The sequence below is a fragment of the Achromobacter sp. ACM03 genome, assembly GCF_014851665.1.
GTDB classification, from domain to species: domain Bacteria; phylum Pseudomonadota; class Gammaproteobacteria; order Burkholderiales; family Burkholderiaceae_B; genus Achromobacter; species Achromobacter aegrifaciens.
The window spans coordinates 878,893-902,954 of the sequence record NZ_JACVAD010000002.1; the positions used below are offsets into that span (position 1 = coordinate 878,893).

At 65.1% G+C, this 24,062-nt stretch carries 22 protein-coding genes and 1 tRNA gene; 13 read left to right on the top strand and 10 right to left on the bottom strand.

The window, feature by feature from the left end; genetic code table 11:
• Positions 1–489: 489 nt before the first annotated feature.
• Positions 490–1,407, top strand: coding sequence for an acyltransferase (locus tag IB257_RS12185; RefSeq protein ID WP_225588954.1), 918 nt, complete (start codon positions 490–492; stop codon positions 1,405–1,407).
• 7 nt (positions 1,408–1,414) lie between these two features.
• Here IB257_RS12185 and fahA read toward each other — a convergent pair whose 3' ends face one another.
• Positions 1,415–2,731 carry a fumarylacetoacetase gene (gene fahA, locus IB257_RS12190; RefSeq protein ID WP_125472697.1) on the bottom strand — a complete coding sequence of 439 codons (1,317 nt, stop codon included), beginning with the start codon at positions 2,729–2,731 and terminating at the stop codon, positions 1,415–1,417.
• A gap of 124 nt (positions 2,732–2,855) precedes the next feature.
• A complete protein-coding gene (gene hmgA, locus IB257_RS12195) occupies positions 2,856–4,154 on the bottom strand; it encodes a homogentisate 1,2-dioxygenase (protein WP_054451958.1) in 1,299 nt (432 codons plus the stop codon).
• Between the two features lie 165 nt (positions 4,155–4,319).
• Between hmgA and IB257_RS12200 the strand changes: the two genes are divergently transcribed.
• Positions 4,320–5,228 carry a LysR family transcriptional regulator gene (locus IB257_RS12200; RefSeq protein WP_054451957.1) on the top strand — a complete coding sequence of 303 codons (909 nt, stop codon included), beginning with the start codon at positions 4,320–4,322 and terminating at the stop codon, positions 5,226–5,228.
• 6 nt (positions 5,229–5,234) lie between these two features.
• Here the strand turns inward: IB257_RS12200 and IB257_RS12205 are convergent, their stop codons facing one another.
• From IB257_RS12205 to mutM, 4 genes are all read right to left on the bottom strand, one after another.
• Positions 5,235–5,429, bottom strand: coding sequence for a DUF2783 domain-containing protein (locus tag IB257_RS12205; protein WP_054451956.1), 195 nt, complete (start codon positions 5,427–5,429; stop codon positions 5,235–5,237).
• 19 nt (positions 5,430–5,448) lie between these two features.
• On the bottom strand, positions 5,449–7,119 hold the full coding sequence (locus IB257_RS12210) for an FAD-dependent oxidoreductase (protein ID WP_192329345.1): 1,671 nt from the start codon (positions 7,117–7,119) through the stop codon (positions 5,449–5,451).
• A gap of 109 nt (positions 7,120–7,228) precedes the next feature.
• Positions 7,229–8,182, bottom strand: a complete 954-nt coding sequence (locus IB257_RS12215) for an MBL fold metallo-hydrolase (RefSeq protein WP_119449627.1) — start codon at positions 8,180–8,182, stop codon at positions 7,229–7,231.
• Between the two features lie 139 nt (positions 8,183–8,321).
• Positions 8,322–9,149 carry a bifunctional DNA-formamidopyrimidine glycosylase/DNA-(apurinic or apyrimidinic site) lyase gene (gene mutM / locus IB257_RS12220; RefSeq protein ID WP_192492366.1) on the bottom strand — a complete coding sequence of 276 codons (828 nt, stop codon included), beginning with the start codon at positions 9,147–9,149 and terminating at the stop codon, positions 8,322–8,324.
• Here mutM and IB257_RS12225 point away from each other — a divergent pair.
• From IB257_RS12225 to ychF, 9 genes are all read left to right on the top strand, one after another.
• The gene (locus tag IB257_RS12225) at positions 9,148–11,034 is read left to right on the top strand and encodes a lipopolysaccharide assembly protein LapB (protein WP_054451952.1); all 1,887 of its coding nucleotides are present in this window, start codon (positions 9,148–9,150) and stop codon (positions 11,032–11,034) included. The two genes, mutM and IB257_RS12225, sit on opposite strands and share 2 nt — an antisense overlap.
• A gap of 53 nt (positions 11,035–11,087) precedes the next feature.
• The gene (lolB, locus tag IB257_RS12230) at positions 11,088–11,630 is read left to right on the top strand and encodes a lipoprotein insertase outer membrane protein LolB (protein WP_192352867.1); all 543 of its coding nucleotides are present in this window, start codon (positions 11,088–11,090) and stop codon (positions 11,628–11,630) included.
• Positions 11,631–11,706: 76 nt separating this feature from the next.
• Complete coding sequence (gene ispE / locus IB257_RS12235; protein ID WP_082400801.1) at positions 11,707–12,618, top strand: 4-(cytidine 5'-diphospho)-2-C-methyl-D-erythritol kinase; 912 nt, start codon at positions 11,707–11,709, stop codon at positions 12,616–12,618.
• Between the two features lies 1 nt (position 12,619).
• Positions 12,620–12,696 (top strand) — tRNA-Gln (locus IB257_RS12240).
• Positions 12,697–12,836: 140 nt separating this feature from the next.
• On the top strand, positions 12,837–13,787 hold the full coding sequence (locus IB257_RS12245) for a ribose-phosphate pyrophosphokinase (protein WP_006227587.1): 951 nt from the start codon (positions 12,837–12,839) through the stop codon (positions 13,785–13,787).
• A 147-nt stretch (positions 13,788–13,934) separates the two neighbouring features.
• Complete coding sequence (locus IB257_RS12250) at positions 13,935–14,549, top strand: 50S ribosomal protein L25/general stress protein Ctc (protein ID WP_042797362.1); 615 nt, start codon at positions 13,935–13,937, stop codon at positions 14,547–14,549.
• Positions 14,550–14,647: 98 nt separating this feature from the next.
• Entirely contained in the window at positions 14,648–15,244 is a 597-nt protein-coding gene (pth, locus tag IB257_RS12255) for an aminoacyl-tRNA hydrolase (RefSeq protein WP_054451950.1), read from the top strand.
• Positions 15,244–16,029, top strand: a complete 786-nt coding sequence (locus tag IB257_RS12260) for a type II CAAX prenyl endopeptidase Rce1 family protein (protein WP_192492367.1) — start codon at positions 15,244–15,246, stop codon at positions 16,027–16,029. The genes pth and IB257_RS12260 overlap by 1 nt, the downstream gene beginning before the upstream one ends.
• A gap of 97 nt (positions 16,030–16,126) precedes the next feature.
• Entirely contained in the window at positions 16,127–17,218 is a 1,092-nt protein-coding gene (gene ychF, locus IB257_RS12265) for a redox-regulated ATPase YchF (protein ID WP_192492368.1), read from the top strand.
• A 192-nt stretch (positions 17,219–17,410) separates the two neighbouring features.
• Here ychF and IB257_RS12270 read toward each other — a convergent pair whose 3' ends face one another.
• From IB257_RS12270 to IB257_RS12285, 4 genes are all read right to left on the bottom strand, one after another.
• Complete coding sequence (locus tag IB257_RS12270; RefSeq protein ID WP_225588884.1) at positions 17,411–17,794, bottom strand: ligand-binding protein SH3; 384 nt, start codon at positions 17,792–17,794, stop codon at positions 17,411–17,413.
• Positions 17,795–17,824: 30 nt separating this feature from the next.
• Positions 17,825–18,580, bottom strand: coding sequence for a sulfite exporter TauE/SafE family protein (locus IB257_RS12275; protein WP_175161364.1), 756 nt, complete (start codon positions 18,578–18,580; stop codon positions 17,825–17,827).
• Positions 18,581–18,698: 118 nt separating this feature from the next.
• Positions 18,699–19,142, bottom strand: coding sequence for a MarR family winged helix-turn-helix transcriptional regulator (locus tag IB257_RS12280; RefSeq protein WP_175212598.1), 444 nt, complete (start codon positions 19,140–19,142; stop codon positions 18,699–18,701).
• Between the two features lie 3 nt (positions 19,143–19,145).
• Positions 19,146–20,744: an MDR family MFS transporter gene (locus IB257_RS12285; RefSeq protein WP_175161366.1), complete on the bottom strand. Its 1,599-nt coding sequence runs from the start codon at positions 20,742–20,744 to the stop codon at positions 19,146–19,148.
• Positions 20,745–21,137: 393 nt separating this feature from the next.
• Here IB257_RS12285 and IB257_RS12290 point away from each other — a divergent pair, with 393 nt between their 5' ends.
• Together IB257_RS12290 and IB257_RS12295 are read left to right on the top strand one after the other, a co-directional pair.
• Positions 21,138–23,657, top strand: coding sequence for an AsmA family protein (locus tag IB257_RS12290; protein ID WP_192492369.1), 2,520 nt, complete (start codon positions 21,138–21,140; stop codon positions 23,655–23,657).
• On the top strand, positions 23,654–24,040 hold the full coding sequence (locus IB257_RS12295; protein ID WP_054451940.1) for an MOSC N-terminal beta barrel domain-containing protein: 387 nt from the start codon (positions 23,654–23,656) through the stop codon (positions 24,038–24,040). The genes IB257_RS12290 and IB257_RS12295 overlap by 4 nt, the downstream gene beginning before the upstream one ends.
• Positions 24,041–24,062: the final 22 nt, after the last annotated feature.

The following is a 24,062-nucleotide window of genomic DNA, read 5'->3' on the forward strand; positions in this document are numbered from 1 at the left end:
GGGGCCTGGGGCGCGCGGGGCAACGATTGCGGTCCGGAGCCTTCGCTCCGGACTTCCCCGTCGTCATCTTCGTCAAGGCCTTCGGCCTTTCCTTCAGATTCCCTCGGGCTTATCGACGCCCCGCGCGCCCCAGGCCCCCAACGCCCCAAACTTCGGTTTTTGAAACTTTACCGTCGCGGGGGTGGGTGGTTTGCTTGGCGTGCTTGCCGCGGGCGGCGGGGCGGTGGAAGATTTTGCGGTGCCCGCTCGATCAGGCCGCCCGGGCGGCCTGATCGAGCATACGCGGTGTCTTGCGCTGTGTTGCCGTGGGTGGTGGCGCTGTGCGCTGCGCGCTGATCGTGGCTTGATTCTGCGCAAGTCGAGTTTTTGCTGAAGGTAGGAAACTGGCGCATGACTTTTCCTGAATCGTCTTCCGGGGCTGGCCGCGCTGCGCCTGCCCAATCAAACAAATCCAGTGCTCGCGCGCCTGCGCGCCGTCGCGTGCTGCCATTGCCGCGCGGACGTTTCGCCTGGGTGACGGGCGTTATCAGCACCGTCTGGCTGGCGCTCAACACGGTGTTCTGGTGCCTGCTGCTGTTCCCGCTGGCCTTGTTGAAGCTGCTGCTGCCATTCGCGGCGGTCAGGCGGGGTGTCGACCCCGTGCTCAACGGCATTGCCACGGCCTGGGTGTCCTGCAACGCTGGATGGCTGGCGCGGATCCAGGATGTGCCCTGGGATGTACAGGGCAATGACGGCCTGCGCTATGCGGACTGGTATCTGGTGAACTGCAATCACCAGTCCTGGGTGGATATCTTCGTGTTGCAGCAGTCGCTGAACCGGCGTATTCCGTTGCTGAAGTTCTTCCTGAAGCAGCAGCTGATCTATGTGCCGGTGATCGGGCTGGCGTGGTGGGCGCTGGATTTTCCGTTCATGAAGCGCCACGGCAAGGCGGCGTTGCGCCGCAATCCGGATCTGGGGCGGCAGGATCAGGAGACCGCGCGGCGGGCTTGCGCTAAGTTTTCGCTGGTGCCGACCAGCGTGATGGTGTTTGCTGAAGGGACGCGTTTCAGTCCTGCCAAGCGCGCTGCGCAAGGATCGCCGTATCGGCATCTGCTCAAGCCCAAGGCGGGCGGACTGGCGGTGGCGTTGAATGCGATGGGCAAGCGGTTTCGTTCGATGATAGACGTGACGATCGTCTATCCGGATGGTGCGCCCAGCTTCTGGGATCTGGCCTGCGGTCGTGCGGGGCAGGTGCTGGTGCGCATGCGGCAGTTGCCGGTGCCGCCGGAGTTTTGCGAAGGCAACTACTCCGGCGACAAGGCGTTCCGTACAACCTTTCACCACTGGCTGGGCCAGCAGTGGCAGGCCAAGGACGATGAGATCGAGGCGTTGACGGCGCCCGCCAGGGCGGGCGCCGGCGCGGACTAGGCGCGGATCAGGCGCGGGCGGGCAGCACGGTGCCGGAGCAGGCGCCGAAGCCGATGCGCGGATAGCCTGCCTTCACGCATTCGGCGCGGATGATGACCTGGTCGCCATCCTGCAGGAAGGTGCGCTTTTCGCCCCAAGGCAGGTCGATGGGGTTCTTGCCGCCGTTGCACAGTTCCAGCAGCGAGCCGGCTTCCGAGGGTTGCGGGCCGGAGAGGGTGCCGGTGCCCAGCATGTCGCCGGGTTGCAGGTTGCAGCCGTTGACGGTGTGGTGGGTGATCAGCTGCGCCACGTTCCAGTAGGCATCGCGGAAGTTGCTGCGCGACAGGAAGGCCGGCGGCTGCTTGTCGGCGCGCGATTTTTCGGTGGTCAGCAGGACTTCCATCTGTACGTCGAAGGCGCCCTTGGCGCGGTTCGCATCGGATGCCAGGTAGGGCAGGGGCTGCGGTTCGGACGGGCCGCGCATCCACTGCGTGCGGAACGGTTCCAGCGCTTCCATGGTGACGACCCAGGGCGAGATCGTGGAGGCGAAGTTCTTGGCCAGGAAGGGGCCCAGGGGCTGGTATTCCCAGGCCTGGATGTCGCGCGCCGACCAGTCGTTCAGGATGCACAGGCCGAACACGTGCGATTCGGCGTCGGCCAGGGGGATGCGGTCGCCCTGGGCGTTGCCGGTGCCGACGAAGATGCCCAGTTCCAGTTCGTAGTCCAGGCGGGCGCAGGGGCCGAACTGCGGCGCTTCGCCTTCATTGGCGGGACGGGTCTGGCCGACGGGGCGGGGGAACTTCTGGTCCACGCCGATGCTGGAGGCGCGGCCGTGGTAGCCGATGGGCACCCACTTGTAGTTCGGCAACAGGGGATTGTCGGGGCGGAATTGCTTGCCCACGGCGGTGGCGTGGTGCACCGAGATGTAGAAGTCGGTGTAGTCGCCGATGCGGGCGGGCGTGGTGTATTCGGCGTCGGCTTGCGCGACGAGCAGGGGCTCGACCGTGCCGCGCAGGGCAGCGCCTTCGCGCAGTGCGCGCGACAGCGCCAGGCGCAGGGCGCTCCAGTGGGCCTGGCCCAGGGCCATCAGGGCGTTCAGGCTGTCCGTGGCGCACGCGGCCAGGGCTTCCGCTGCCAGGCCCTCGAAGGGCTGTTTGGCGGCCAGCGCGGCCAGGTCCAGGATCTGGTCGCCGATGGCCACGCCGGGGCGGAACGACTCCGTCGAACCCTTGCGGCGGAAGGTGGCATAGGGCAGGTTCTGCACCGGGAAATCCGACTCGCCGGTGTTGGCGCTGGCGATCCAGCTCTTCAGGGACGGGTCGTGGGTTTCGTTGATGGTGGTCATGGCTGCGTGTCTCTTTCAGTGTGGTTATGCGGTGGCCGGGCGTCAGGCGCCGGAAATTACAAATGCCAAGCGGCGATGAGCTTGCGCTCATCGCCGCGGGCGTGGATGGCAGAAGGCCTGCGCGTCACGCCTTGCTGGGGTCGAAATGCTTGGCGATGCCCTGCCAGCACCGGTAGTAGTCGCCTTGCAATTCTACCGAGGCCAGCGCCTGCTCCGTGGGGCGGATGACGCGCCGCGTCTCGAACATGAAGGCCATCGTGTCGCGGATGTAGTGGGCCTTGCTGGTATCGGCGTGCGAGGCCTTTTCGAAAGTCTCGGCGTCGGGGCCGTGGCCGCTCATGCAGTTGTGCAGGCTGGCGCCGCCCGGCGCGAAACCGTCGGCCTTGGCGTCGTAGACGCCCTGGATCAGACCCATGAATTCGCTGGCGATGTTGCGGTGGAACCAGGGCGGACGGAAGGTGTTCTCCATGGCCAGGATGCGCGGCGGGAAGATCGCGAAATCCATGTTGGCCGTTCCCGGGGTGTCCGACGGCGCGGTCAGCACCGTGAAGATCGAGGGATCCGGATGGTCGTAGCTGATGGAGCCGACGGTGTTGAAGTTGCGCAGGTCGTACTTGTACGGCGCATGCGTGCCGTGCCAGGCCACCACGTTCAACGGCGAATGGTCGATGGAAGCGCGCCAGAAGCCGCCCGTGAACTTGGCGATGAGTTCGAAGTCGCCTTCGAGGTCTTCGTACCAGGCCACCGGGGTCTTGAAGTCGCGGGCATTGGCCAGGCAGTTCGAGCCGATGGGGCCCAGCTCCGGCAGGCGCATGGCCGCGCCGAAGTTTTCCAGCATGTAGCCGCGCGCGTTGCCGTCCAGCAGTTCAACGCGGAAGCGCACACCGCGCGGGATGACGGCGATTTCCAGCGGTTCCAGGTCGATCAGGCCCAGCTCCGTGGCCAGGCGCAGGCGGCCTTCCTGCGGCACCAGCAGCAGTTCGCCGTCGGCGTTGTAGAAGTAGCGCCCTTGCATCGAACGGTTGGCCGCATACAGGTGGATGCCTACGCCGCTGAGTTCGTCGGGGCCGCCGTTGCCGCCCCAGGTCTTCACGCCTTCCAGGAAGTCGGTGGGGGCGGCGGGGATGGGCAACGGGCTCCAGCGCAACTGATTGGGCGTGACGGGACCTTGGCCGAAGGTGCTTTGCCAGCCGGCGGCGCCGTCAAAGGCCTCGAACGGCTTGTGCTGCGCGCCGGGACGGATGCGGTAGAGCCAGGAGCGGCGGTTTTCGCTGCGCGGCGCGGTGAAGGCGGTGCCGGATAACTGCTCGGCGTACAGGCCGTAGGGGCATTGCTGCGGCGAATTGCGGCCCAGCGGCAGCGCGCCGGGCAGGGCTTCGGTAGCGCAACTGTTGCCGAAGCCGGTCTGGTATTGCAGTTCCATGGATTCCTCCTGAGCGGCGGCGCGGTGCTTGGCCGCGCGGCCTGGTGCGGGTGGTTCGTGCGGAAGGTTTCCGGAGCCCATATGGCATTGTCGGAAAAAATCCCCGCTACGGCTATGGGAATGCAAAAATAGAGACTATAAATTTTGTGAATAGTAGGGGGGCGTATGGCCGAGCTGCGCGATGTCGATCTGAATCTGCTGCTGTTGTTCCAGCATCTGCTGGAGGACCGCAATCTGTCGGCCGTGGCGCGGCGCATGGACCTGTCGCAACCCGCGGTCAGCAACGCGCTGCGCCGCCTGCGCGAAGCATTCGGCGACGATCTGTTCGTGCGCACGGCGCAGGGCATGCTGCCCACGCCGCGCGCGCAGCGCCTGGCGGGCCCAGTCAGCGAGGCGTTGACCATGTTGTCGCAGGCCCTGAAAGACCAGGACGTCTTCGATGCCGCCACCAGCACCCGCCGCTTCCGGGTGGCGATGACGGACGTGGGCGAGATCCACTTCATGCCGCGCCTGATGGAAGTCTGCGTGCAGGTGGCGCCGCAGGTGCGCATCGATTCGGTGCGGGTGCAGGGACCGGATCTGCCTCGGGAAATGGAGGCGGGGCGGGTGGATCTGGCGATCGGCGCATTCGATGAAATGGGGGCGGGTACGCTACAGCGCATGCTGTTCCGCCAGGGCTATGCGACCCTGTTCCGGCAGGCGCATCCGACGGCGCACGCCGGCATGAGCCTCAAGGCCTTCCGGGCCGAGCGCCACCTCATCGTGTCGCGCGCGGCGCCCTACGGGCAGGTCAACCAGTCCATGGAACGCGCCGGCGTCGATCTGGCCGAGCATTTCAGCGTGCCGCATTTTTCGGCCGTGCCCTACATCGTCAGCGCGACCGACCTGCTGGCCACCGTGCCCGAAAAACTTGCCGCCAGCGCCGCGCCGCCATTCGGCCTGCGCTACATGACGCCGCCGATAAGAGTGCCGGCGCTGCAGACCAACATGTACTGGCAGCGCCGGGTGGACCGCGACAGCGGCAACCAGTGGCTGCGCGCGTTGATCGTCAATGCGTTCGCGGTCGGGGCGTGAAGGGAACTACGGCGCCACGGACGCCCGCGCTTGCCGCAGCGCCTCGCGCAGCACTTCCATGTCGCCCAGGTGGTTGGCCAGCAACAGGATCAGCGCCGCGTTGAGCTCCTGGCTTTGCTCGTTGGTGAGGTCGCGGTGGGTCTCGATCAGCGCTTCGTAGAAGTCGTCAGGCGAGACCAGGTTGGTTTCGGTAATCAGCATGATGGAGTGATCTCGAAGTTCAGGCCCGGCCCGTGGCGCGGCTGACGGCCGCGGTGACGGCGCCGGCGTCGAAGGCGCGCCAGCGGGCGGTAATGTGCTGGTCGGGGCGGATCAGGTAGGCCGTGCCGGCTTGCGCGTCATAGCGCTTGCCCAGGCAGCCTTCGCGGTCCGTGACGGACGCCAGCTCCTTGGGCAGCGCGGACAGATCGCATTGCGGGCTGGCGACCAGCACGGCCTTGACCGGCACAGGCGCCATGCGCAGCGCCTGGAGGGCAAGCAGCGTGTTGCGGTCGGGCAGGGCGTCGCCACAGAAGAACGCCAGCACGAATTCACCGTCCAATTGCGCCAGCCACCAATCCTGCGCGTTCACCGGCGCGTCCAGCGCCACCGCGCCCGGCACCATGCGGCCGCTGAAGGCGTCGGTGTCCGGCGTGTTCAGCGGCGAACCGGTGTAGGTCGCGGGCAGCGACAGGCGGCCGCTGTTGACCAGCGAGCGCGCGAACGGATGGGTCTTGGCCAGGTTCAGCACCGCGTTGCGGAAATTGCGGCTGATGTCGCTCTTGGGCGTGATGAAGTCGGTGGCGCGCGATGAATTCAGGATGTTTTCGTCGGCGGCGTATTCGCGTTCGACGGCGTAGCTGTCGATCAGTGTCTCGGGCGCCTGGCCGGCCAGCACCAGCTTCAGTTTCCAGGCCAGGTTCTCCGCGTCCTGCACGCCGCTGTTGGCGCCGCGGGCGCCGAACGGCGATACGCGGTGCGCGGAGTCGCCGGCGAAGACGACGCGGCCGTGGCGGAACTTGTCCATGCGTTCGCACGCGAAGGTATAGACGCTGACCCATTCCAGCTCGAAGCGAGCGTCGGGGCCCAGCAGTGCGCGGATGCGCGGCAGCACGTTTTCAGGCTTGACGGCCTCGACCGGGTCGGCGTTCCAGCCCAGCTGGAAGTCGATGCGCCAGACATTGTCGGGCTGGCGGTGCAAGAGCACGGACTGGTTGGGATGGAAGGGCGGGTCGAACCAGAACCAGCGCTCGGTCGGGAAGTCCGCCTGCATCTTGACGTCGGCGATGAGGAAGCGGTCGCGGAAGATGCGGCCGTGGCTTTCCTGGCCAATCAGCTTGCGCACCGGCGAACGCGCGCCGTCGCAGGCGATCAGCCAGTCGGCATGCAAGGCATACGCGCCGTCCGGGGTTTCCACGTTCAGGACCACGCCGTCATCGCGCTGCTCCAGGCCGACAACTTTGTTCTTCCAGCGCAGATCGATGTTGGGCTCCTGGCGCGCCTGCTCGTACAGATAGCCTTCGGCGTAGTACTGCTGCAGGTTGATGAAGGCCGGGCGGCGATGGCCGGGTTCGGGCAGCAGGTCGAAGCGCCAGACTTCCTGCTCACGGAAGAAGACCTTGCCCACGTTCCAGGACACGCCCTTGTCGATCATGCGTTGACCCACGCCCAGGCGGTCCCAGATCTCCAGCGTGCGCTTGGAGAAACAGATGGCGCGGGAGCCGGTCGACAGGCGGAAGTCGTCGTCCAGCACCACCACGCGCACGCCCTGGCGCGCCAGGTCCAGCGCCGTGGTCAGACCGACCGGGCCGGCTCCCACCACCACCACCTGATGGCGCGCCAGCTCGCTGGCGGCCTGGTCGGCGTGTTTTTCATAGGCGAATTCCATCGCCTGAAAGTCGATGTCTCCCACGGTTGTCTCCTGTGTGGGTCATATTGTTTTTATGTCACGAAGCCGCGCGCCGCCTTGCGGCGCGCGATTCCGGTTGGTGCTCGGATGGGCCGTTGGCGGCCCGCCGGGATCAGCCTTCCAGCTGCGCCCACATCTCCAGATCGCGCTTGTCGGTCCAGATGCGCGGGTGGGTGTAGCCGGTGGCCTCGTCATAGGCGCGCGACACGTCGAACGGCATGCAGTGGTCGAAGATCACCCAGTCGCTGTAGCGCGGCTTCATGAAGTCGTAGACCTCGCGGTAGATGGTCTTCAGGTCCTTGCCCTCGGCCACGCCGCGGTTCACCGCGCCGTACAGGTCGGTCAGGAAGGCGCGCGTGCCGGCCAGGCCCTGGCGGACTTCGGTGGCGTTCTTCAGCGCGGGGCCGCGGCCCGGGACCATTTTCTCGGCTTCGAAGCCAGACAGCGCGTCCAGCGTGCTGGGCCAGTCGCGGAAGTAGGCGTCGCCGCAGTAGGGGGTGGACTGGTATTCGACCAGGTCGCCAGCGAACAGGATCTTCTGCTCGGGCAACCAGGCGATGGTGTCGCCCTTGGTGTGGCCGCGGCCCACTTGCAGCAGCTTGACTTCCAGGTTGCCCAGGTTGACCGTCATTTCGCCCTTGAACGTCATCGTCGGCCAGACCAGGCCCGGCGGAATCGATTCGGCATTGCGGAACAGGCGGGGGAAGCGGCCGATTTCGCTGGCCTTGTCCTGTTCGCCGCGTTCGGCGATCAGGTCGTAGGTGTCGCGGCTGGCCAGGATTTCCTGGGCGTTGTAGGCCGACGCGCCGAACACGCGCACGGCGTGGTAATGCGACAGCAGGATGTACTTGATGGGCTTGTCCGTGACTTCGCGGATGCGGCGGATCACGTCCTGTGCCATGACAGGGGTGGCCTGGGTGTCGACCACCATGACGGCCTCGTCGCCGATGATCACGCCCGTGTTGGGATCGCCTTCGGCCGTGTAGGCATAGGCGTTGTCGGACAGTTTTTCGAACGAGACGACCTTGTCGTCCAGGTCGGCGTGCGAGGCGAATTGCTTGCTCATGGAGGCTCCTTCCACTTTTATAGGAATAGGGTGTGTGGAAGGAATATAGCTTGACGTTAGTTTTCGTGCAATACGTTTGCTATAAACAAATGGTCTTGTTTTTACAGGGATTTCCCGCGGATTTCCGGGGCGGCAGTGGTCAATTCCTTTGGCATTTCGGGCAATAGTAGGTGGCGCGCTGGCCTTGGACGATGCGCCGTATCGGGGTGGCGCAGACGCGGCAGGGCAGACCCTCGCGTTCGTAGACGGCGGCGTGGATCTCGAAGTAGGCGCCTGGTTCGCCGGTGGCTCCGACGTAGTCCCGCAGCGTGCTGCCGCCGGAGGTCAGGGCATCGGCCAGGGTGGCGCGCACCATGTCGGCCAGGCGCTCGCAGCGGGCGGGCGACAGTTTGTTGGCTGGCGTCTTGGGATTGATGCGGGCGCGGAACAGGCTTTCCGACGCATAGATATTGCCCACGCCCACCACCGCCATGCCGGCCAGCAGCACCTGCTTGATGGCGGCGCTGTGGTTCTTGAAATGGCGGTGCAGCCAGGCGCCGTCGAACCGTGGATCGAAGGGTTCGATGCCCAGCTTGGCCAGCAGGGGGTGGGCTTCGATGGGGCCGTCGGATTCAGGGTGCCACAGCACCGCGCCAAAGCGCCGCGGGTCATGCAGGCGCAGCACGGCCTGTTCGAAGATCCATTCGACATGGTCGTGCTTGCGCAGGAATTCACCAGGCGCGACGCTGCGCAGCGACCCCGACATGCCCAGATGCACGATCTGGGTGCCGTGTTCGAATCGCAGCAGCAGGTACTTGCCCCGGCGCGCGCATTCCAGCACGGTGCGGCCGGCGACCAGCGACGGCAGATCCTGCGGGATCGGCCAGCGCATGCGGGATTCGTGGATGACCAGGCGCGTCAGCGTCCGGCCGGTGATGACGGCGTCGATTCCCCGACGCGTGGTTTCGACTTCAGGCAGTTCCGGCATGAGCCAGTGTAAGATCATTAATTGCGTGTACGAAGATTGTGCCATCAACCGGACGGGCCGCGTGAAGTCGTCTTTCAAACCTATAAACATCGGGATCGCCGCGCTAGCGCTTGCGCTGGCAGCAATACTGACCCCGCCGGCCCAGGCCGCCGACAGCCGGACGCGCGATGCGACCGGGCCCAGGATGGCGCCCCAGAGCCGCCACCCTGAAACCGAAGTCATACGGCTGCGCCCCGGGCAGTTGCCCTATGTCTCGCTGACCGCGGACATTTTTTATCGCGTGCTCGCCTCCGAGATCGCCGCGCAGCGCGGCATGTACGGTTCCGCGGCTACCACCATGCTGGGCCTGGCGCGGGATACCGGCGATCCACGCCTGGCCCGCCGAGCCCTCGAATTCCAACTGGCCGGCGGCAACCTGCCCGGCGCCCTGGACGCCGCGCGGGTCTGGGCGCGCCTGTCTCCCAACGACGTCGAGGCCAGTTCCACCGAGCTGGCGCTGGCCGCCGCCAACGGCCAGACCAAGGGCCTGTCGCAGGCCCTGCGCAACCGCATCGATTCCTCGCGCGACAAGCCGGCCGCCATCGGCCAGGCCCTGGCCGTGCTGAGCCGCCTGAACGACCGCCGCCTGGCCCTGCGCATCCTCGACGAATCCCTGAGCGACAGCGTGCGCAAGCTGCCGGCAGCGCACCTGGCGCTGGCTGACGTGGCTTCCGCCTCGGGCGACTACACCCGTGCCGCGCAGGAGTCGCGCGCGGCCCTGGCGGCGGATCCCAAGTCGGAACCCGCGGCCCTGCGCGTGCTGGAATACGGCTACAAAGTGGACCCGCAGCGCGCGCAGACCGAGGCGCGCGCCTATATCGCCCGCAATCCCAACGCCCGCAAGGTGCGCCTGATGCTGGCCGGCCAGTTGGCCGACAGCGGCGACTACAACGGCGCGCTGGCTGAATTGCAGGCCATGTCGCGCCGTTCGCCGGAAGATTTCGACCTCCTGTTCATGCAGGCGCAACTGGCCTACAAGGCCGGGCAATTGCCGCAGGCCAAGAGCCTGTTGCAACAGTATCTGGACGTGCAGCAGCAACGCCAGCGCGCGACCGTCCCGGGCGCAACCGATGCCGGCGCCGCCGCGGCCGACGCCCATGTCTTGCTGGCCCGCATCGCCGAAGACCAGGGCCATTACGACGACGCCATTGCTGAACTGGGCCGTATCGACGATCCGACGCTGCGCTACTCGGTGCGCATGCGCCAGGCCGCCTTGCGCGCCAAGAGCGGTCGCATTGACGACGCGCTGGCCATGATCGACGCCGCCGGCCCGCAGGACGAGGAAGAGCGTACGCTGGGCGTATTGACCAAGGCCCAGATCCTGCGCGACGCCGACCGCGTGCAGCAGGCGGTGTCGGTATTGGAAGCGGCCGATCAGGCGCTGCCCGACACGGTCGAGATCAAGTACGAACTGGCCATGCTGTACGAACGCCAGAACCGTCTGGCCGACCTCGAACGCATGCTGCGCCAGGTCATCGCGCTGGACCCGGATCATGCGCATGCCTACAACGCGCTGGGCTACACGCTGGCCGATCACAACCAGCGCCTGCCCGAGGCCCTGGATCTGATCACGCAAGCGCTGGAGCTCGCGCCCAACGATCCGTTCATCCTCGACAGCATGGGCTGGGTCAAGTACCGCATGGGCGATTCCGCAGCTGCTGCCGACTACCTGCGGCGCGCCTACAGTGTGCGTCCGGAAGCAGATATCGCAGCCCACCTGGCCGAGGTTCTCTGGACCCAGGGCAAGCGCGACCAGGCCGTCGAGTTGCTGCGCGCCGCGGTGGCCAAGGATCCCAAGAACAAGACTGTTCAGGACGTGGCCAAGCGCCTGGGGATCAGCCTGTGACCGCAGTGTTTCAACGTGCGCTCGGCGCCGCCGCGCCGCTGCGCTGGTTCCTGATGGCAATGCTGGCGGCGACGCTGGCGGCCTGCACCACGCCCAAACCGATCGAAGGCGCCAGCGCCGACGCGTTCTCGCGCATCGGCCGCTTCGCCATTACCGTCAACGAGGAAAGCGGCAAGCAGAACGCCGTGCAGGGCGGCTTCTCGTGGTCGGACGATGGCCGCCACTATGTGCTAGACCTGACCAACCCGCTGGGTTCGACCGAGGCTCGGGTGGAAGGACGGCCCGGCGCGGCCAGCCTGACCAAGGCCGACGGCACCCGCCTGGTCGCCGACAATCCCGATGCCCTGGCCGCGGAAGCGCTGGGCAGCAGCATGCCCGTGTCCGGGCTGCGTGACTGGCTGCGGGGCAAGCTGGCGGCCACGCCCGAAGCGACCGAAGTGTCGCGCGACGAACTGGGTCGCCTGGCGGCTTTTGAGCAGGGCGGCTGGCGCGCGCGGCTCTCACGTTACGACACGCTAGGTCCCCAATTGCTGGTGTTGGAACGCCAGGAGCCGGGCCGGCGCATCATGCTGCGTCTGGTCGTCAATCAGCCTTGAATGGCGGGCCGTCTTGGCCCGGAATCAGCGGTCGCCCGGTAAAATCGGGCGACCGCTTTTTTTTGTTTGTTCAGCCGTGACTCTCTACGACGTACCCGCTCCCGCCAAGCTCAATCTGTTCCTGCACGTCGTAGGCCGGCGCGCCGACGGCTATCACCTGCTGCAAACCGCCTTCCGCTTTATCGATCTGTGCGACACCTTGCATTTCGATGTGCGCGCCGACGGCGTCATCAGCCGCGCCACGGAGCTGCCTGGCGTGCCCGAAGAGCAGGATCTGACCCTGCGCGCGGCGCATGCGCTGCAGCGGGCCACGGGTACGAAGCAGGGCGTGCAGATCGGCCTGGAAAAGCGCATCCCGCAAGGCGGCGGCCTGGGCGGCGGCTCCAGCGATGCGGCATCGGTGCTGATCGCGCTGAACAAGTTGTGGAATACCGGGCTGTCGCGGCGCGAACTCATGGAGCTGGCCTTGCCTCTGGGCGCCGATGTGCCCGTGTTTGTCTTCGGTCAATCCGCATTCGCCCAGGGTGTAGGCGAAGACCTGACGGCGGTGACGCTGCCGGATCGTGCATATCTGGTGGCGCAGCCGGACGCCAGCGTGCCCACGCCACAAATATTTTCCGCACCTGATTTGACAAGAGATTCTTCTTCCATCACAATAGCGGTCTTTCTTGCTTCGCCTACTTCCCGCTTCGGCAGGAATGATTTGGAGCCGGTGGTCTACCGCCTTTACCCAGAAGTGCTTGGGGCATCGCGGTGGCTTGCTGAGCAGGAGGTCCTTCGTGGAACTCCAGTTCGCATGTCGGGATCTGGCGCGTGTTTATTCGCCGAATTTTCCGAACTCTCCGAAGCCGTTTTGGCAGAAGCAGAAATATCCGCTATAATGCGCGGCGCTGATAAAACATTCAGCCAAACGCATCCACGGTTTCGGTTAGTGCAGGCATGTACTGGGTTAGCTGAACATCCGTTGCGGAATTGGATTGCAAGATAGTTGGGGAGTCGCCAAGCTGGTTAAGGCACCGGATTTTGATTCCGGCATGCGAAGGTTCGAATCCTTCCTCCCCAGCCAACCGAATACATAAAAAAGCTGTTGAACACGCCTGTAAGACACTGGCCCGGGTTCAGCAGCTTTTTTATTTTCCGGGTCCGCTGGTGCATTACCTCGCATCATCTCGTTAGTGTCTTAAAACGACCATCGCATCATCCATCATGGCAAACGATAGCTTCATGATTTTCACGGGCACCGCCAATACTCGGCTGGCCGTGGACGTAGTCAACCACCTCGATATGTCCCTGGGCAAGATGACCGTCGGTCGCTTCTCGGACGGCGAAGTGATGGTCGAGATCAACGAGAATGTGCGCGGCAAGGACGTCTTCGTCCTGCAGCCCACCTGTGCCCCCACCAACGACAACCTGATGGAAATCATGGTGATGGTCGATGCCTTGCGCCGCGCTTCCGCTGGCCGCATCACCGCCGCCATTCCCTATTTCGGCTATGCCCGCCAGGACCGCCGCCCGCGCTCGGCGCGCGTGGCCATCTCGGCGAAGGTCGTGGCCAACATGCTGCAAGTGGCTGGCGTCGACCGCGTCCTGACGATGGACCTGCACGCCGACCAGATCCAGGGTTTCTTCGATATCCCCGTGGACAACATCTACGCGGGTCCGATCCTGCTGGGCGACATCTGGCGCCGCAATTTCTCGAACCTGGTCGTCGTGTCCCCGGACATCGGCGGCGTGGTGCGGGCCCGCGCGCTGGCCAAACAGCTGGAAGCCGATCTGGCCATCATCGACAAGCGCCGTCCGCGCGCCAACGTGTCGGAAGTGATGAACATCATCGGTGAAGTCGACGGCCGCACCTGCATCATCATGGACGACATGGTCGACACCGCCGGCACGCTGTGCAAGGCGGCCCAGGCCCTGAAGGACCGCGGCGCCGGCGCCGTTTACGCCTATTGCACGCACCCCGTGCTGTCGGGCGGCGCCATCGACCGCATCGAAGCGTCGGAACTGGACGAACTGGTCGTCACCGACACCATTCCGCTCTCCGAGCAAGGCCAGGCCAGCGGCAAGATCCGCCAGCTGTCGTGCGCCGCGCTGCTGGGCGAGACCATCCTGCGTATCTCGAACGCGGAATCGGTCAGCTCGCTGTTCGTCGATTAAGACGTAGCGGCCCTCGGACGGGTAGTCCGGATACAGAGTTTTGCGCCTTGCTGGTCGCGGCAAGGCGCAACAAACACGGCGCGCATTTCGCGTGCCGTGCACTAATCGGCGAAGTCTCTTCGCCATTTATTGTTTTTGGAGTTTTCCATGAAATTCAATGCCACTGCGCGTAGCGTCCAGGGTTCGAGTGCGAGCCGCCGCCTGCGCCGCGCGGGCCGCGTTCCCGCCATCGTTTATGGCGGTACGGCTGCCCCCCTGAACATCGAACTCGACCACAACGAGATCTACCACGCCCTGCGCAAGGAAGAATTCCACGCGTCGATCCTGCAAATGGCGCTGGAAGGCGCAGCCAAGGAAGAGCAAGTCCTGCTGCGTTCGGTTCAATGGCACGCCTACAAGCCGCAAGTCCTGCACGTGGACTTCCAGCGCGTGGACGCCAATCAGGCCCTGCACACCAAGGTCCCGTTCCACTTCATCAACGCTGAAGTCTCGCCGGCCGTGAAGCTGGGCGGCGCCATCATCAGCCACGTCCTGACCGAACTGGAAATCACCTGCCTGCCGGCAGCGCTGCCCCAGTTCATCGAAGTGGACCTGAAGGACCTGCTGCCTGGCGCTTCGGTCCACCTGGCCGACATCAAGCTGCCCAAGGGCGTGACGTACGTGCCCCACGGCGGTGACGCCAACCCGCTGCTGGCCGCCACGGCCGTGGTCAAGGGCGGCGCTGCCGCCGACGAAGGCGCTGCCGAAGCTCCGGCCGCCTAAGTTCCGCCGGAAAGCCCGCGGGCTTTCCTCGGCTGGTACCCGAAACCCTGCGTGTGCATTTGCATGCGCAGGGTTTTTTGGTTTAAACACCCCCCATCATGTCTACTCCTATACGCCTCATCGTCGGACTGGGTAATCCCGGCCCTGACTACGAAACGACCCGGCATAACGCCGGCTTCTGGCTGGCCGACCATCTGGCGGACGACTTGCGCGCTTCTTTTGCGCTGGAGAAGTCCTTTTTCGGAATGGTGGCCAAGTCCCGTCTGGGCGCCGACAACGTGCTGCTGTTGAAGCCCAATACCTACATGAATCGTTCCGGCCAGGCGGTGGGCGCGTTGGCTCGTTTCTACAAGCTTGTGCCTGAGCAGGTGCTGGTGCTGCATGACGAGTTGGACCTGATGCCCGGTCAGGTGAAACTGAAGCAGGGCGGCGGGCACGCCGGCCACAATGGCTTGAAGGACATCCAGGCGGCCTTGGGCAGCCCCAACTTCTGGCGCCTGCGCATCGGCATCGGCCATCCCCGCACGCTGGGCCTGGCCCAGCAGGTGGCGGACTTCGTGCTGCATCCGCCGCGCCGCGAGGAACAGAAAGAGATCGAAGCGGTGATTGACCGGTGTCGCGCGGTCGTGCCGGCGATGCTGGCCGGAGATTTTCCCCTGGCGACACGCCAACTCCACAGCGGCAACGAGGCCTGATGACGGACCAGCGGCAATCGGCTTCGCTATCTGGCGGAAAACTTCGCTTTCGCAGCGAAGTTGCGGATTTCTGGCGCTTCATCCGGCACCCGCATCCGGCTTCGCGCCTGCCGGGCCGCGCGTCCGCGAGCGGGCTGGTGGCCGACTGGTGGCCGGGCCTGGGGCCTGGACGCCTGCTGGCCTGGGCCGCGCTGCTGTGGGCCGTGAACCTGTTCGCACTGGGGCCGGTGGCGGTGGCCGCCGCCGGGCTCGGCGGCGTTACGCATCGGCTCGATCCCGCCAACATCCCCTGGCTGACCGCCGTCATCTGGGCGCCGCTGGTGGAAGAGATACTGTTCCGCTATGGCCTGCGCCGTCCAAGACAGGCGCTATGGCTGATCCCGGCGATGGTGCCCGTGGTGCTGTGGGGGCCCAAGGTCTGGACCGGCCTGCTGCTGGCTGCATTCGTCATCCTGGCCTGCTGGGGCGCGCGCCAGCGCACCGAACCGCTACGAGGCTGGGACACCGCCTGGCGGCGCTATTACTTGCAGCATTTCGGCCTGGTGTTCCACCTGGTCGCGCTGACCTTTGCCGCGGTGCACCTGACCAACTTCGTCTACGGCAAGACGCCATACTGGCTGCTGCCCCTGCTGGTGCTGCCGCAATGGCTCACGGGCCTCGTGCTGGGCTGGATGCGCGTGCGTCGCGGAATCGGCGCAGCCATATTGCTGCATTCCGCTTTCAACGCTGGCCCCATTTTGATGATCTGGATCATCATGCGCTGGGTTCCCGCCGCCGCAGCCTGACCGGGGCCGCAACGGCGGCCCGGCCGGCGGGGCCTGAGCGCCCAGCCGGGGTAAACTAGAACGTTAACGATCAATACCGTACTTACACAGGATTCCCATGGCTCTGCAATGCGGCATCGTCGGCCTGCCCAACGTAGGCAAATCGACCCTCTTCAACGCTCTGACCCGCGCCGGCATCGCCGCCGAGAACTATCCGTTCTGCACCATCGAACCCAACGTCGGTGTGGTCGAAGTGCCGGATCAGCGTCTGCAGAAGCTGGCTGAAATCGTCAAGCCCGAACGCATTCTTTCCGCCACCGTCGAATTCGTCGACATCGCGGGCCTGGTCGCCGGCGCGAGCAAAGGCGAAGGCCTGGGCAACCAGTTCCTCTCGCACATCCGCGAAACCGACGCCATCGTCAACGTGGTGCGCTGCTTCGAAGATCCCAACGTGATCCACGTGGCCGGCAAGGTCGATCCCATCGCCGACATCGAAGTCATCGAAACCGAACTGGCCCTGGCCGACCTGCAGACCGCTGAAAAGGCCCTGCAACGCCACCAGAAGACCGCGCGTTCGGGCGACAAGGAATCGCAGCGCATCGTGGCCGTGCTGGAAAAGTGCGTGGCCCAGCTGAACGAAGCCAGGCCGATCCGTGCGCTGGACCTCTCCACCGAGGAAAAGGCCGACATCGCCCAGCTCTGCTTCATCACCGCCAAGCGCGCGATGTACGTGGGCAACGTGGCGGACGACGGCTTCACCAACAATCCGCTGCTCGACCGCCTGACCGAATTCGCCGCCGCGCGCAACGCGCCCGTGGTCGCCATCTGCGCCGCCATTGAATCCGAGATCGTCGACCTCGACGACGCCGACCGCCAGGCTTTCCTGTCGGACATGGGCATGGAAGAGCCCGGCCTGAACCGCCTGATCCGCGCCGCCTTCAAGCTGCTGGGCCTGCAGACCTACTTCACCGCCGGCGTTAAGGAAGTGCGCGCCTGGACCGTGCCGATCGGCGCCACCGCGCCCCAGGCCGCTGGCGTCATCCACACCGACTTCGAACGCGGCTTCATCCGCGCCCAGACCATCTCCTATGACGACTACATCACCTACAAGGGTGAGCAGGGCGCCAAGGAAGCGGGCAAGATGCGCGCGGAAGGCAAGGAATACATCGTGCAGGATGGGGACGTGATGAACTTCTTGTTCAACGTCTAAGCGAAACAGCATATCCCCCGAAGCACCCCAAAGATCAGACCTGTGTCCGATCTTTGGGGTGTTTTTTTTGGTGAGGCGTCAACAGCGATGCGCGCCGCTCCAGGAAGGGCTTTGCGAGAACGGTATGAGGGATGAGAAACAATCGGTTGCGGCGAATAGCGGGATGACTGGCAGCGGCCGAGTTGGACCGCATCAGCAGATGGTGTGATCGCACCGACGCAGGTTTTCAAGCGGCACCCAGCCCGCCTCGCCATCCACGAGCCTGACCGCCCACACCCATCCATTCAATTCGCGTTCGCCGCGCAGCAACTCGCCTTGCGCGACATCCAGTTCCTTGTTGGTGAAATCCTCCAGCATGGTGGCGCTGCCGTCGGCGTGGCGGTCCAGGAATTGCGCCGGCACGAAGCCGGCTTGTTGGCCTGCTGGCGTGCACAGATACCAGTCGGGCCAGCCCTCGGGGCCATCGTACCGTTCGCCGACGGTGACGCGATCTCCCTTGCGCACCAGCATGGGTTCGGGGAACTCGCTGGCGTGGGCCTGGATGACGAGGTAGCGGCGGTCGGGATTCATGGGCATTGATTGTCCGTATTGCGGTCACGGACGGAACTATGCCATGCGTTCCAGCAGCCGCGGCACCGCCGAGGCCAGCAACGCGACTCCGGAAGCCGTCAGTAGCCCCAGCACGATCTGCCGGAAGCGCGCCTCGCTGATGCCTATGTAAAGCTTCGCGCCCAGCAATACCGGCACCAGCATGGCGGCGGCGACGATGGCGAACATGGGCAGCATGGCGCGGGTGACGATGCCGCTGGCCAGATATGTGCCCATGGTCACCAGCAGCATGGACAGGTTGAAGTTCTGGATGATGGCGCGTTGCGCGTCCTTGTCGAATCCGCGCAGGGTGCACCACAAGGTGGGCAGCGTGCCTGTGAAGCCGCCTATGCCGCCCAGCACGCCGCCGGCCATGCCGACGGCCGCATCGGCGGCGCGCCCGCCTGCGGCGATCTTCGGCAGGTTCTTGGCCAACAACATGGCGGGACACCAGATCACAAGCAGGATGCCGAGTATGGTCTTGAACCAGTCCATGTCCAGGCGCGGCAGCAGCGCCACGCCCAGCGGAATGCCGAACAGGCCGCCGATCACGAAGGGCAGCAATCGCCGCAGATCGAAGCCGCGGCGCACGGTGATGGCGGCGAGGATCTGCCCGACCAGGGCGCCGAAGACCGCGAGCGTCGCGGCTAGGCGCGGGTCCAGCACCCAGGCCCAGAACGACATCGCCACCAGGCCGAAGGCAAAGCCTGACAGGCCCTGCACGAAGCCCGCGATGACCGCACCCAGCGTCACCACCAAATACACCGAATCCATTGCCGCCTCTTTGTTCTTATGTGGGGGAGTCGGTTTGTATTCTGGATGATCCTTATGGCTCGCGAATCGTGTTTTGCTATGGGCCGATACCGTACTTCTTATGGCGGCGGAGCCTGTGCTAGCTTGGCGCCTTGTCCGCCGCCCGCAGGAAATTCGCTTCCAGCACGCTCAGCACGCGATTCAAAGTGTCGATATCCGCGGCCGACAACCCCTTGAGCGACTCCTCGAAGAACGCCGCCCGCTTGGGCAGGGCTTCATCCACCACGGCCTGGCCGGCCGGCGTGAGACTGGCGTTGGTCAGGCGGTTGTCCTGCGGATCCACTGCGCGCGCGATCCAGCCCATTTTTTCCATGGCCTGCAGCTGCCGTGTGAGCGACGCGGGATCGAGCCGGCAGCGTTCGGCCAGATGCTTCTGCGAACATTGGCCGCACTCATGCAGCGCCAGCAAAATGCGCCAACGGGGCAGGGCGTGGCCGACGGTGCTGCTGAACGCGCTCTGCATGCCGCGGTAGGCCTGTCCCATGTGCTGGATGACCTGCAAGCCTTGTTGTTGTTTGGGCAAAAGCTATTCTCCGACGCCGGCCGGCTCTGGTGTGGAAGGGCGGATCAACTGGACCGGCGGCACGCGGCGCACGCACCAGAGCGCGAACACCGCAACCGCCAGGGCTATGAGTTGCCCTTCGTGGATGGCGCCGACGAGCGCGACGCGCGCGATCTCGATCAGCGAGGTTCCGTCCTGGCCTTGATGCGCCAATTGTGCCAGGAACTGCGTCTGGGCCTCGGGATTGACGAGCATCTGGGGATCATTCAGCTCTGGCAGCCAGCGGGCGGAAGCGCCGCGCAGCGTGGATTCGACGCCGCTGAAATAGCTGTGGTTGATCATGGTGCCGACGATCGCCGTGCCCAACATGCCGCCGATCATGCGCAGGGATTGCAGCAGCGCCGTGGCGATGCCCAGGTGGCTGCGGCCGGCGGTCTGCTGCGCGAAGACCGTCAGGTTGGGCATGATGAAACCCATGCCCAGCCCGGCCATCAGCATGTATGCAGCGATGAGCGCATGTGACGTATAGCTATGGGTGGTAACAATGCCCAGGCACGAGAGCGCCATCAGGATGAAGCCCGCATACAGCATGCGGTTGGGATTGCGGATGCGGGTGATGATGCGGCCGTTGACGATGCTGCCCACCGTGATGAAAACCACCATTGGCGTGATCAGCAGGCCGGCGTCCTGGGGCGACAGCCCGAAGCCGCCTTGCAGCAGCAGCGGCGCGTAGAACAGCAGCGAGTACATGGTCACGCCCACCAGCAGGGCCAGCGTGAAGAGCATGGCGAGGCCGCGGTTGCGGAACATGTCCAGCGGCAGCAGCGGGTGGGGGCAGCGCCGTTCCCACCAGAACAGCAGGGCGAAGGCTACCGCGCTGCCCGCGCCCAGCAGCAGGATGGATGCGCTAAGCCCTTCCTTGGGCAACAGTTCGACCAGCAGTTGCAGGCTGCCCAGCGCCACGGCGATGAGCAGCGCACCCTGCCAGTCCAGCCGCACGCGGCCGGTCGTGTGGTTGCGCAGATGCGGCAGATAGCGGGCGACGAACCAGAGTCCGAGGAGGCCAATGGGCAGGTTGACGTAGAACACCGAGCGCCAGCCATAGTGCTCGGTCAGCGCGCCGCCCAAGGTCGGGCCGATGGCGTTGGCGATGCCGAAGGCGGAACTGAGCATGACTTGCCACCGCAATCGCACGTGGGGATCGGGAAACAGGTCGGGGATGGACGCGAACGCCGTGCCTACCAGCATGCCGCCGCCTATGCCTTGCAGCGCCCGCGCCAGGACCAGCGTGAACATGCTGTCGGCTGCGCCGCATAGCGCCGAGGCCAGGGTGAACAATACGATGGCTGCCACTACGAACGGCTTGCGCCCGTAGTAGTCGCCCAGGCGGCCGAAGATAGGCACGGTGATGACGGAGGTAAGCAGGTAAGACGTCGCTACCCATGCATACAGTTCGAAGCCTTTGAGTTCGGCCACAATGGTCGGCAGCGCGGTGCCGACCACGGTCTGATCGATGGCGACCATCATCATGACGAAGCACATGCCCAGCATGGCAAGCAGGGTTTGGCGGAAAGGAAGCACTTGGCCGGGCGAGTGCGGGGTGCCTGTAGCGGGGGCGGACATTGTTGGATCTATCAATGATTGATGTATCAATCATTCTAGCCCTACAATCCGCGAGACAGAAAGTTGTCAGGTCCGAGGCCGGATTTCGAGACTCCGCATCGATACCGATAGTGTTGATTTTGCGCGGCCGCGCCCGGCCATCCGCGCGAAGTCGGCCCGATTTGTTACGATAGCGCTATCTGTACGCTGGCTCGGCTGGCGTCTTCATCAGGCTTTCCTTGGCAGATTCCATTTTCGGCGCCGCAGCCCCAGGCTCGGCAAGAGAGCGGGCACGCCCTGAAAGGCCGTGGCTACATGGGCCTGGCGGTTTTTCCGCAGCTAAAGCACCTTCCGCGCGCCCGGCGCAGCGGACGGCATTCAAGGATTTCCAGTCGAGGTACCGACGGGGCAGCAATGAAAACGTGGTTCAAGCGCATTTTGATAGGCCTGGTAGTGTTGGTTGTCGTGGCCGTCGTTGGCCTGGCCATCTTCTTGCTGACATTCGACCCCAACGCGTACAAGTACAAGCTGGAAGAGCTTGTCCAGCAACGCTACCAACGCACGCTGACGATAGACGGCGAGATCGAGCTGTCGCTCTTCCCGCGCATCGGGCTGTCGGTGCAGGGCGTGTCGCTGTCCGAGCCAGACAGCTCCGAAACCTTCGCCTCCATCGATAGCACCCGTCTGGCGGTCGCGGTGTGGCCGCTGCTGTCCAACAGCTTCGTGGTGGACCACGTCGCGATCACCGGTTTCAAGGCCCGTGTGGTGCGGGACAAGCAGGGCCATTTCAATTTCAGCAATCTCGTGGGCGGCACCGCGCCGATCACGGCGGCGCCGGCCAATCCGGCTGAAGCCTTGGCGGGCGCGGCGCAGAGCGCGGTGCAGGCCATCGCCAACGGCAACCTGCCGCAGCCGCGCAACAACATGCAGATCGACATCGCCGGGCTGGACCTGAAGGACGGCCAGGTGCAGCTGCAGGACGAGATCACGGGCATGGCGGTGGCGGTCACCAAGATCAACGCCAACACCGGCCGCGTCACCTTCAATCAACCGTTCGATGTGCGCATGACCGCACGCGTCGAGGGTGGCGATCCGCGCGTGGACGCCAATTTGACCGGCCAGGCCCTGCTTACGCTGGATCCGTCGGCCAAGCGCTACGCCGCGCAGAAGCTGGACCTGCGCATGGACGGCAAGCTGCCGGGGGCCGAAGCCAAGAGCCTGGCCATGCGCGGCAATCTGGCCTTCAACGGCCAGAAGTCGGCGTTGGACATCGCCGGCCTGGAAGTCGTGTTCCAGGGCGACGTCACCGATCCCGCTGCGCGCGCGACCAATGTGGATGCCAGCGTGGCCATCCCCAAGCTGGCGATCGACCCGCATAAGAGCCAGCTGCAGATCGAGAAACTGGCGATACGCGCCAAGGGCGGCGTGGCCGATGGTCCCTTCGAATTCGCCGTGGACGCGCCCGCGCTCAATATCTCTCCGGCGTCGGCCACGGGTGAGGCGCTGACGGGCCGCGTGCGCATCAGCGGCCTGGACGCGAGTTTCGGCTTGAACGGCATCAGCGGCAACGCCGGTGAGCTGGAGATCAAGGAAGCCAAGCTGGACAGCACGTCCAAGAATGGCGAACGGATCGTCAAGCTGAACTTCGCCTCGCCGCTGTCCTTGAACCTGTTGCAGCGCAGCGGCGGCCTGTCTGGCTTGCGGGGCGACGTCAACATCACCGATCCCGGACTGCCCAAGGGCAGCCTGCAGATCCCCGTGATCGGCAGCGTGACCGCGGATCTGCTGAAGGATCAGGCCACGAGCAAGATCAACGCCGTGCTGGAAGGCGGCAAGTTCGATCTGAGCGCGGACATTACCAAGCTGAGCGATGCGCCCAAGGTGAATTTCGCGCTGGTGGTGGATACGCTGGACCTGGACAAGCTGGTGCCGCCGGTTGCGGCAACGCCCGCGCAGCCGGCGCCCAAGCAGCCGGCCGAAGCCAAGAAGGAAGACGGCAAGCCCGCGCAGCCTGCAGCCCCTGCGGCGCCTGCCAAACCTGCCGACGACACGATCGACCTGTCTGCGCTGATCGGTCCCAGCGTCAATGGCACGATCAAGGTTGGCAAGCTGGTCGTGCGCGGCCTGAAGGCCGACGACGTCGGCGCCGCGGTCAAGCTGGACAAGGGCAAGCTGGATATCTCCAGCCTGACTGCCGGCCTGTACGGCGGCAAGCTGGCGGGCACTTTGTCGGTGGACGCCGCGCAGGGTAACCAGCTGGCCACCAAGATGTCGCTGGCCGGTATCGCCATCGAACCGTTCCTGATGGACCTGGCGCGCCAGAACGTGCTGAGCGGTACGGGCAGCCTTGCGCTGGACCTGAAGACAGCCGGCGCCAATGCCTACGCCATGAAGAGCGGCCTGGGCGGCACCATGCAATTGCGCCTGCGCGATGGCGCGGTCAAGGGCATCAACCTGACGCAGACGCTGCGCGAACTGAAGGCCGCCTTCAAACCGGAATCGCAGAACGAAACCGTCGCGTCCGACACCAGCAAGCAGACGGAATTCTCCGAGATGGACGCCGACCTGGCCTTCACCAAGGGCGTGGCCGCGGTCAAGCGCCTGAACGTGGTGTCGCCCCTGTTGCGCGTGACGCAGGGCGATCCGGCCACCATTGACTTCGTCAAGAGCGAATTGGACCTGGTGGCGCGAGCCCGCGTCGTCAATCCGGCAGCCGACCCGGAAGGCAAGGAACTGCAAGACCTGAAGGACGTGACCATCCCCGTGCACGTCAAGGGACCGTTCGACAAGCCGACCTATACCGTGCTCTGGAAGGACGCCATCGGCGGCATTCTCCAGCGCAGCCTGGAAAACAAGCTGCGCGAAGCGGTGACGGGCAAGGGCAAGAGCGGCGCTGCCGTCGACAAGGCTTTGAAGGGACTGCTGGGCAAATGAACGCCGAGAACTTCCAACCCGTGGCCGAGTGCGGCGTCACCACGCAGGCCGAGGCCGCGGGCTATCACCGGCAATGGCTGGTCGCCAACGATTCCGGGCAGTGGCTGAACCGCAGCCTGTGTCCGCGGCTGGCCGACGTTTCGGTCGAGCTGCGGCTGGGCTACCTGGTGCTGAAGGCGCCTGGCATGCTGCGCATGGACATTCCGCTGGACGTCATCGAAGACGACGACAGCGTGCGCTACAGCATGAAGGTGGGCGAGCAGGTGGTGGACGTGATCGACGAAGGGGAACTGGCCGCGGCCTGGATTTCCAACTTCGTCCAGGTGCCTTGCCGCATCATGAAGGTGCATCCCGATACGCCCGTGGCCGCCTGGCCGGCCTGAGCGGGCCGGGCGCAAGGGCCGT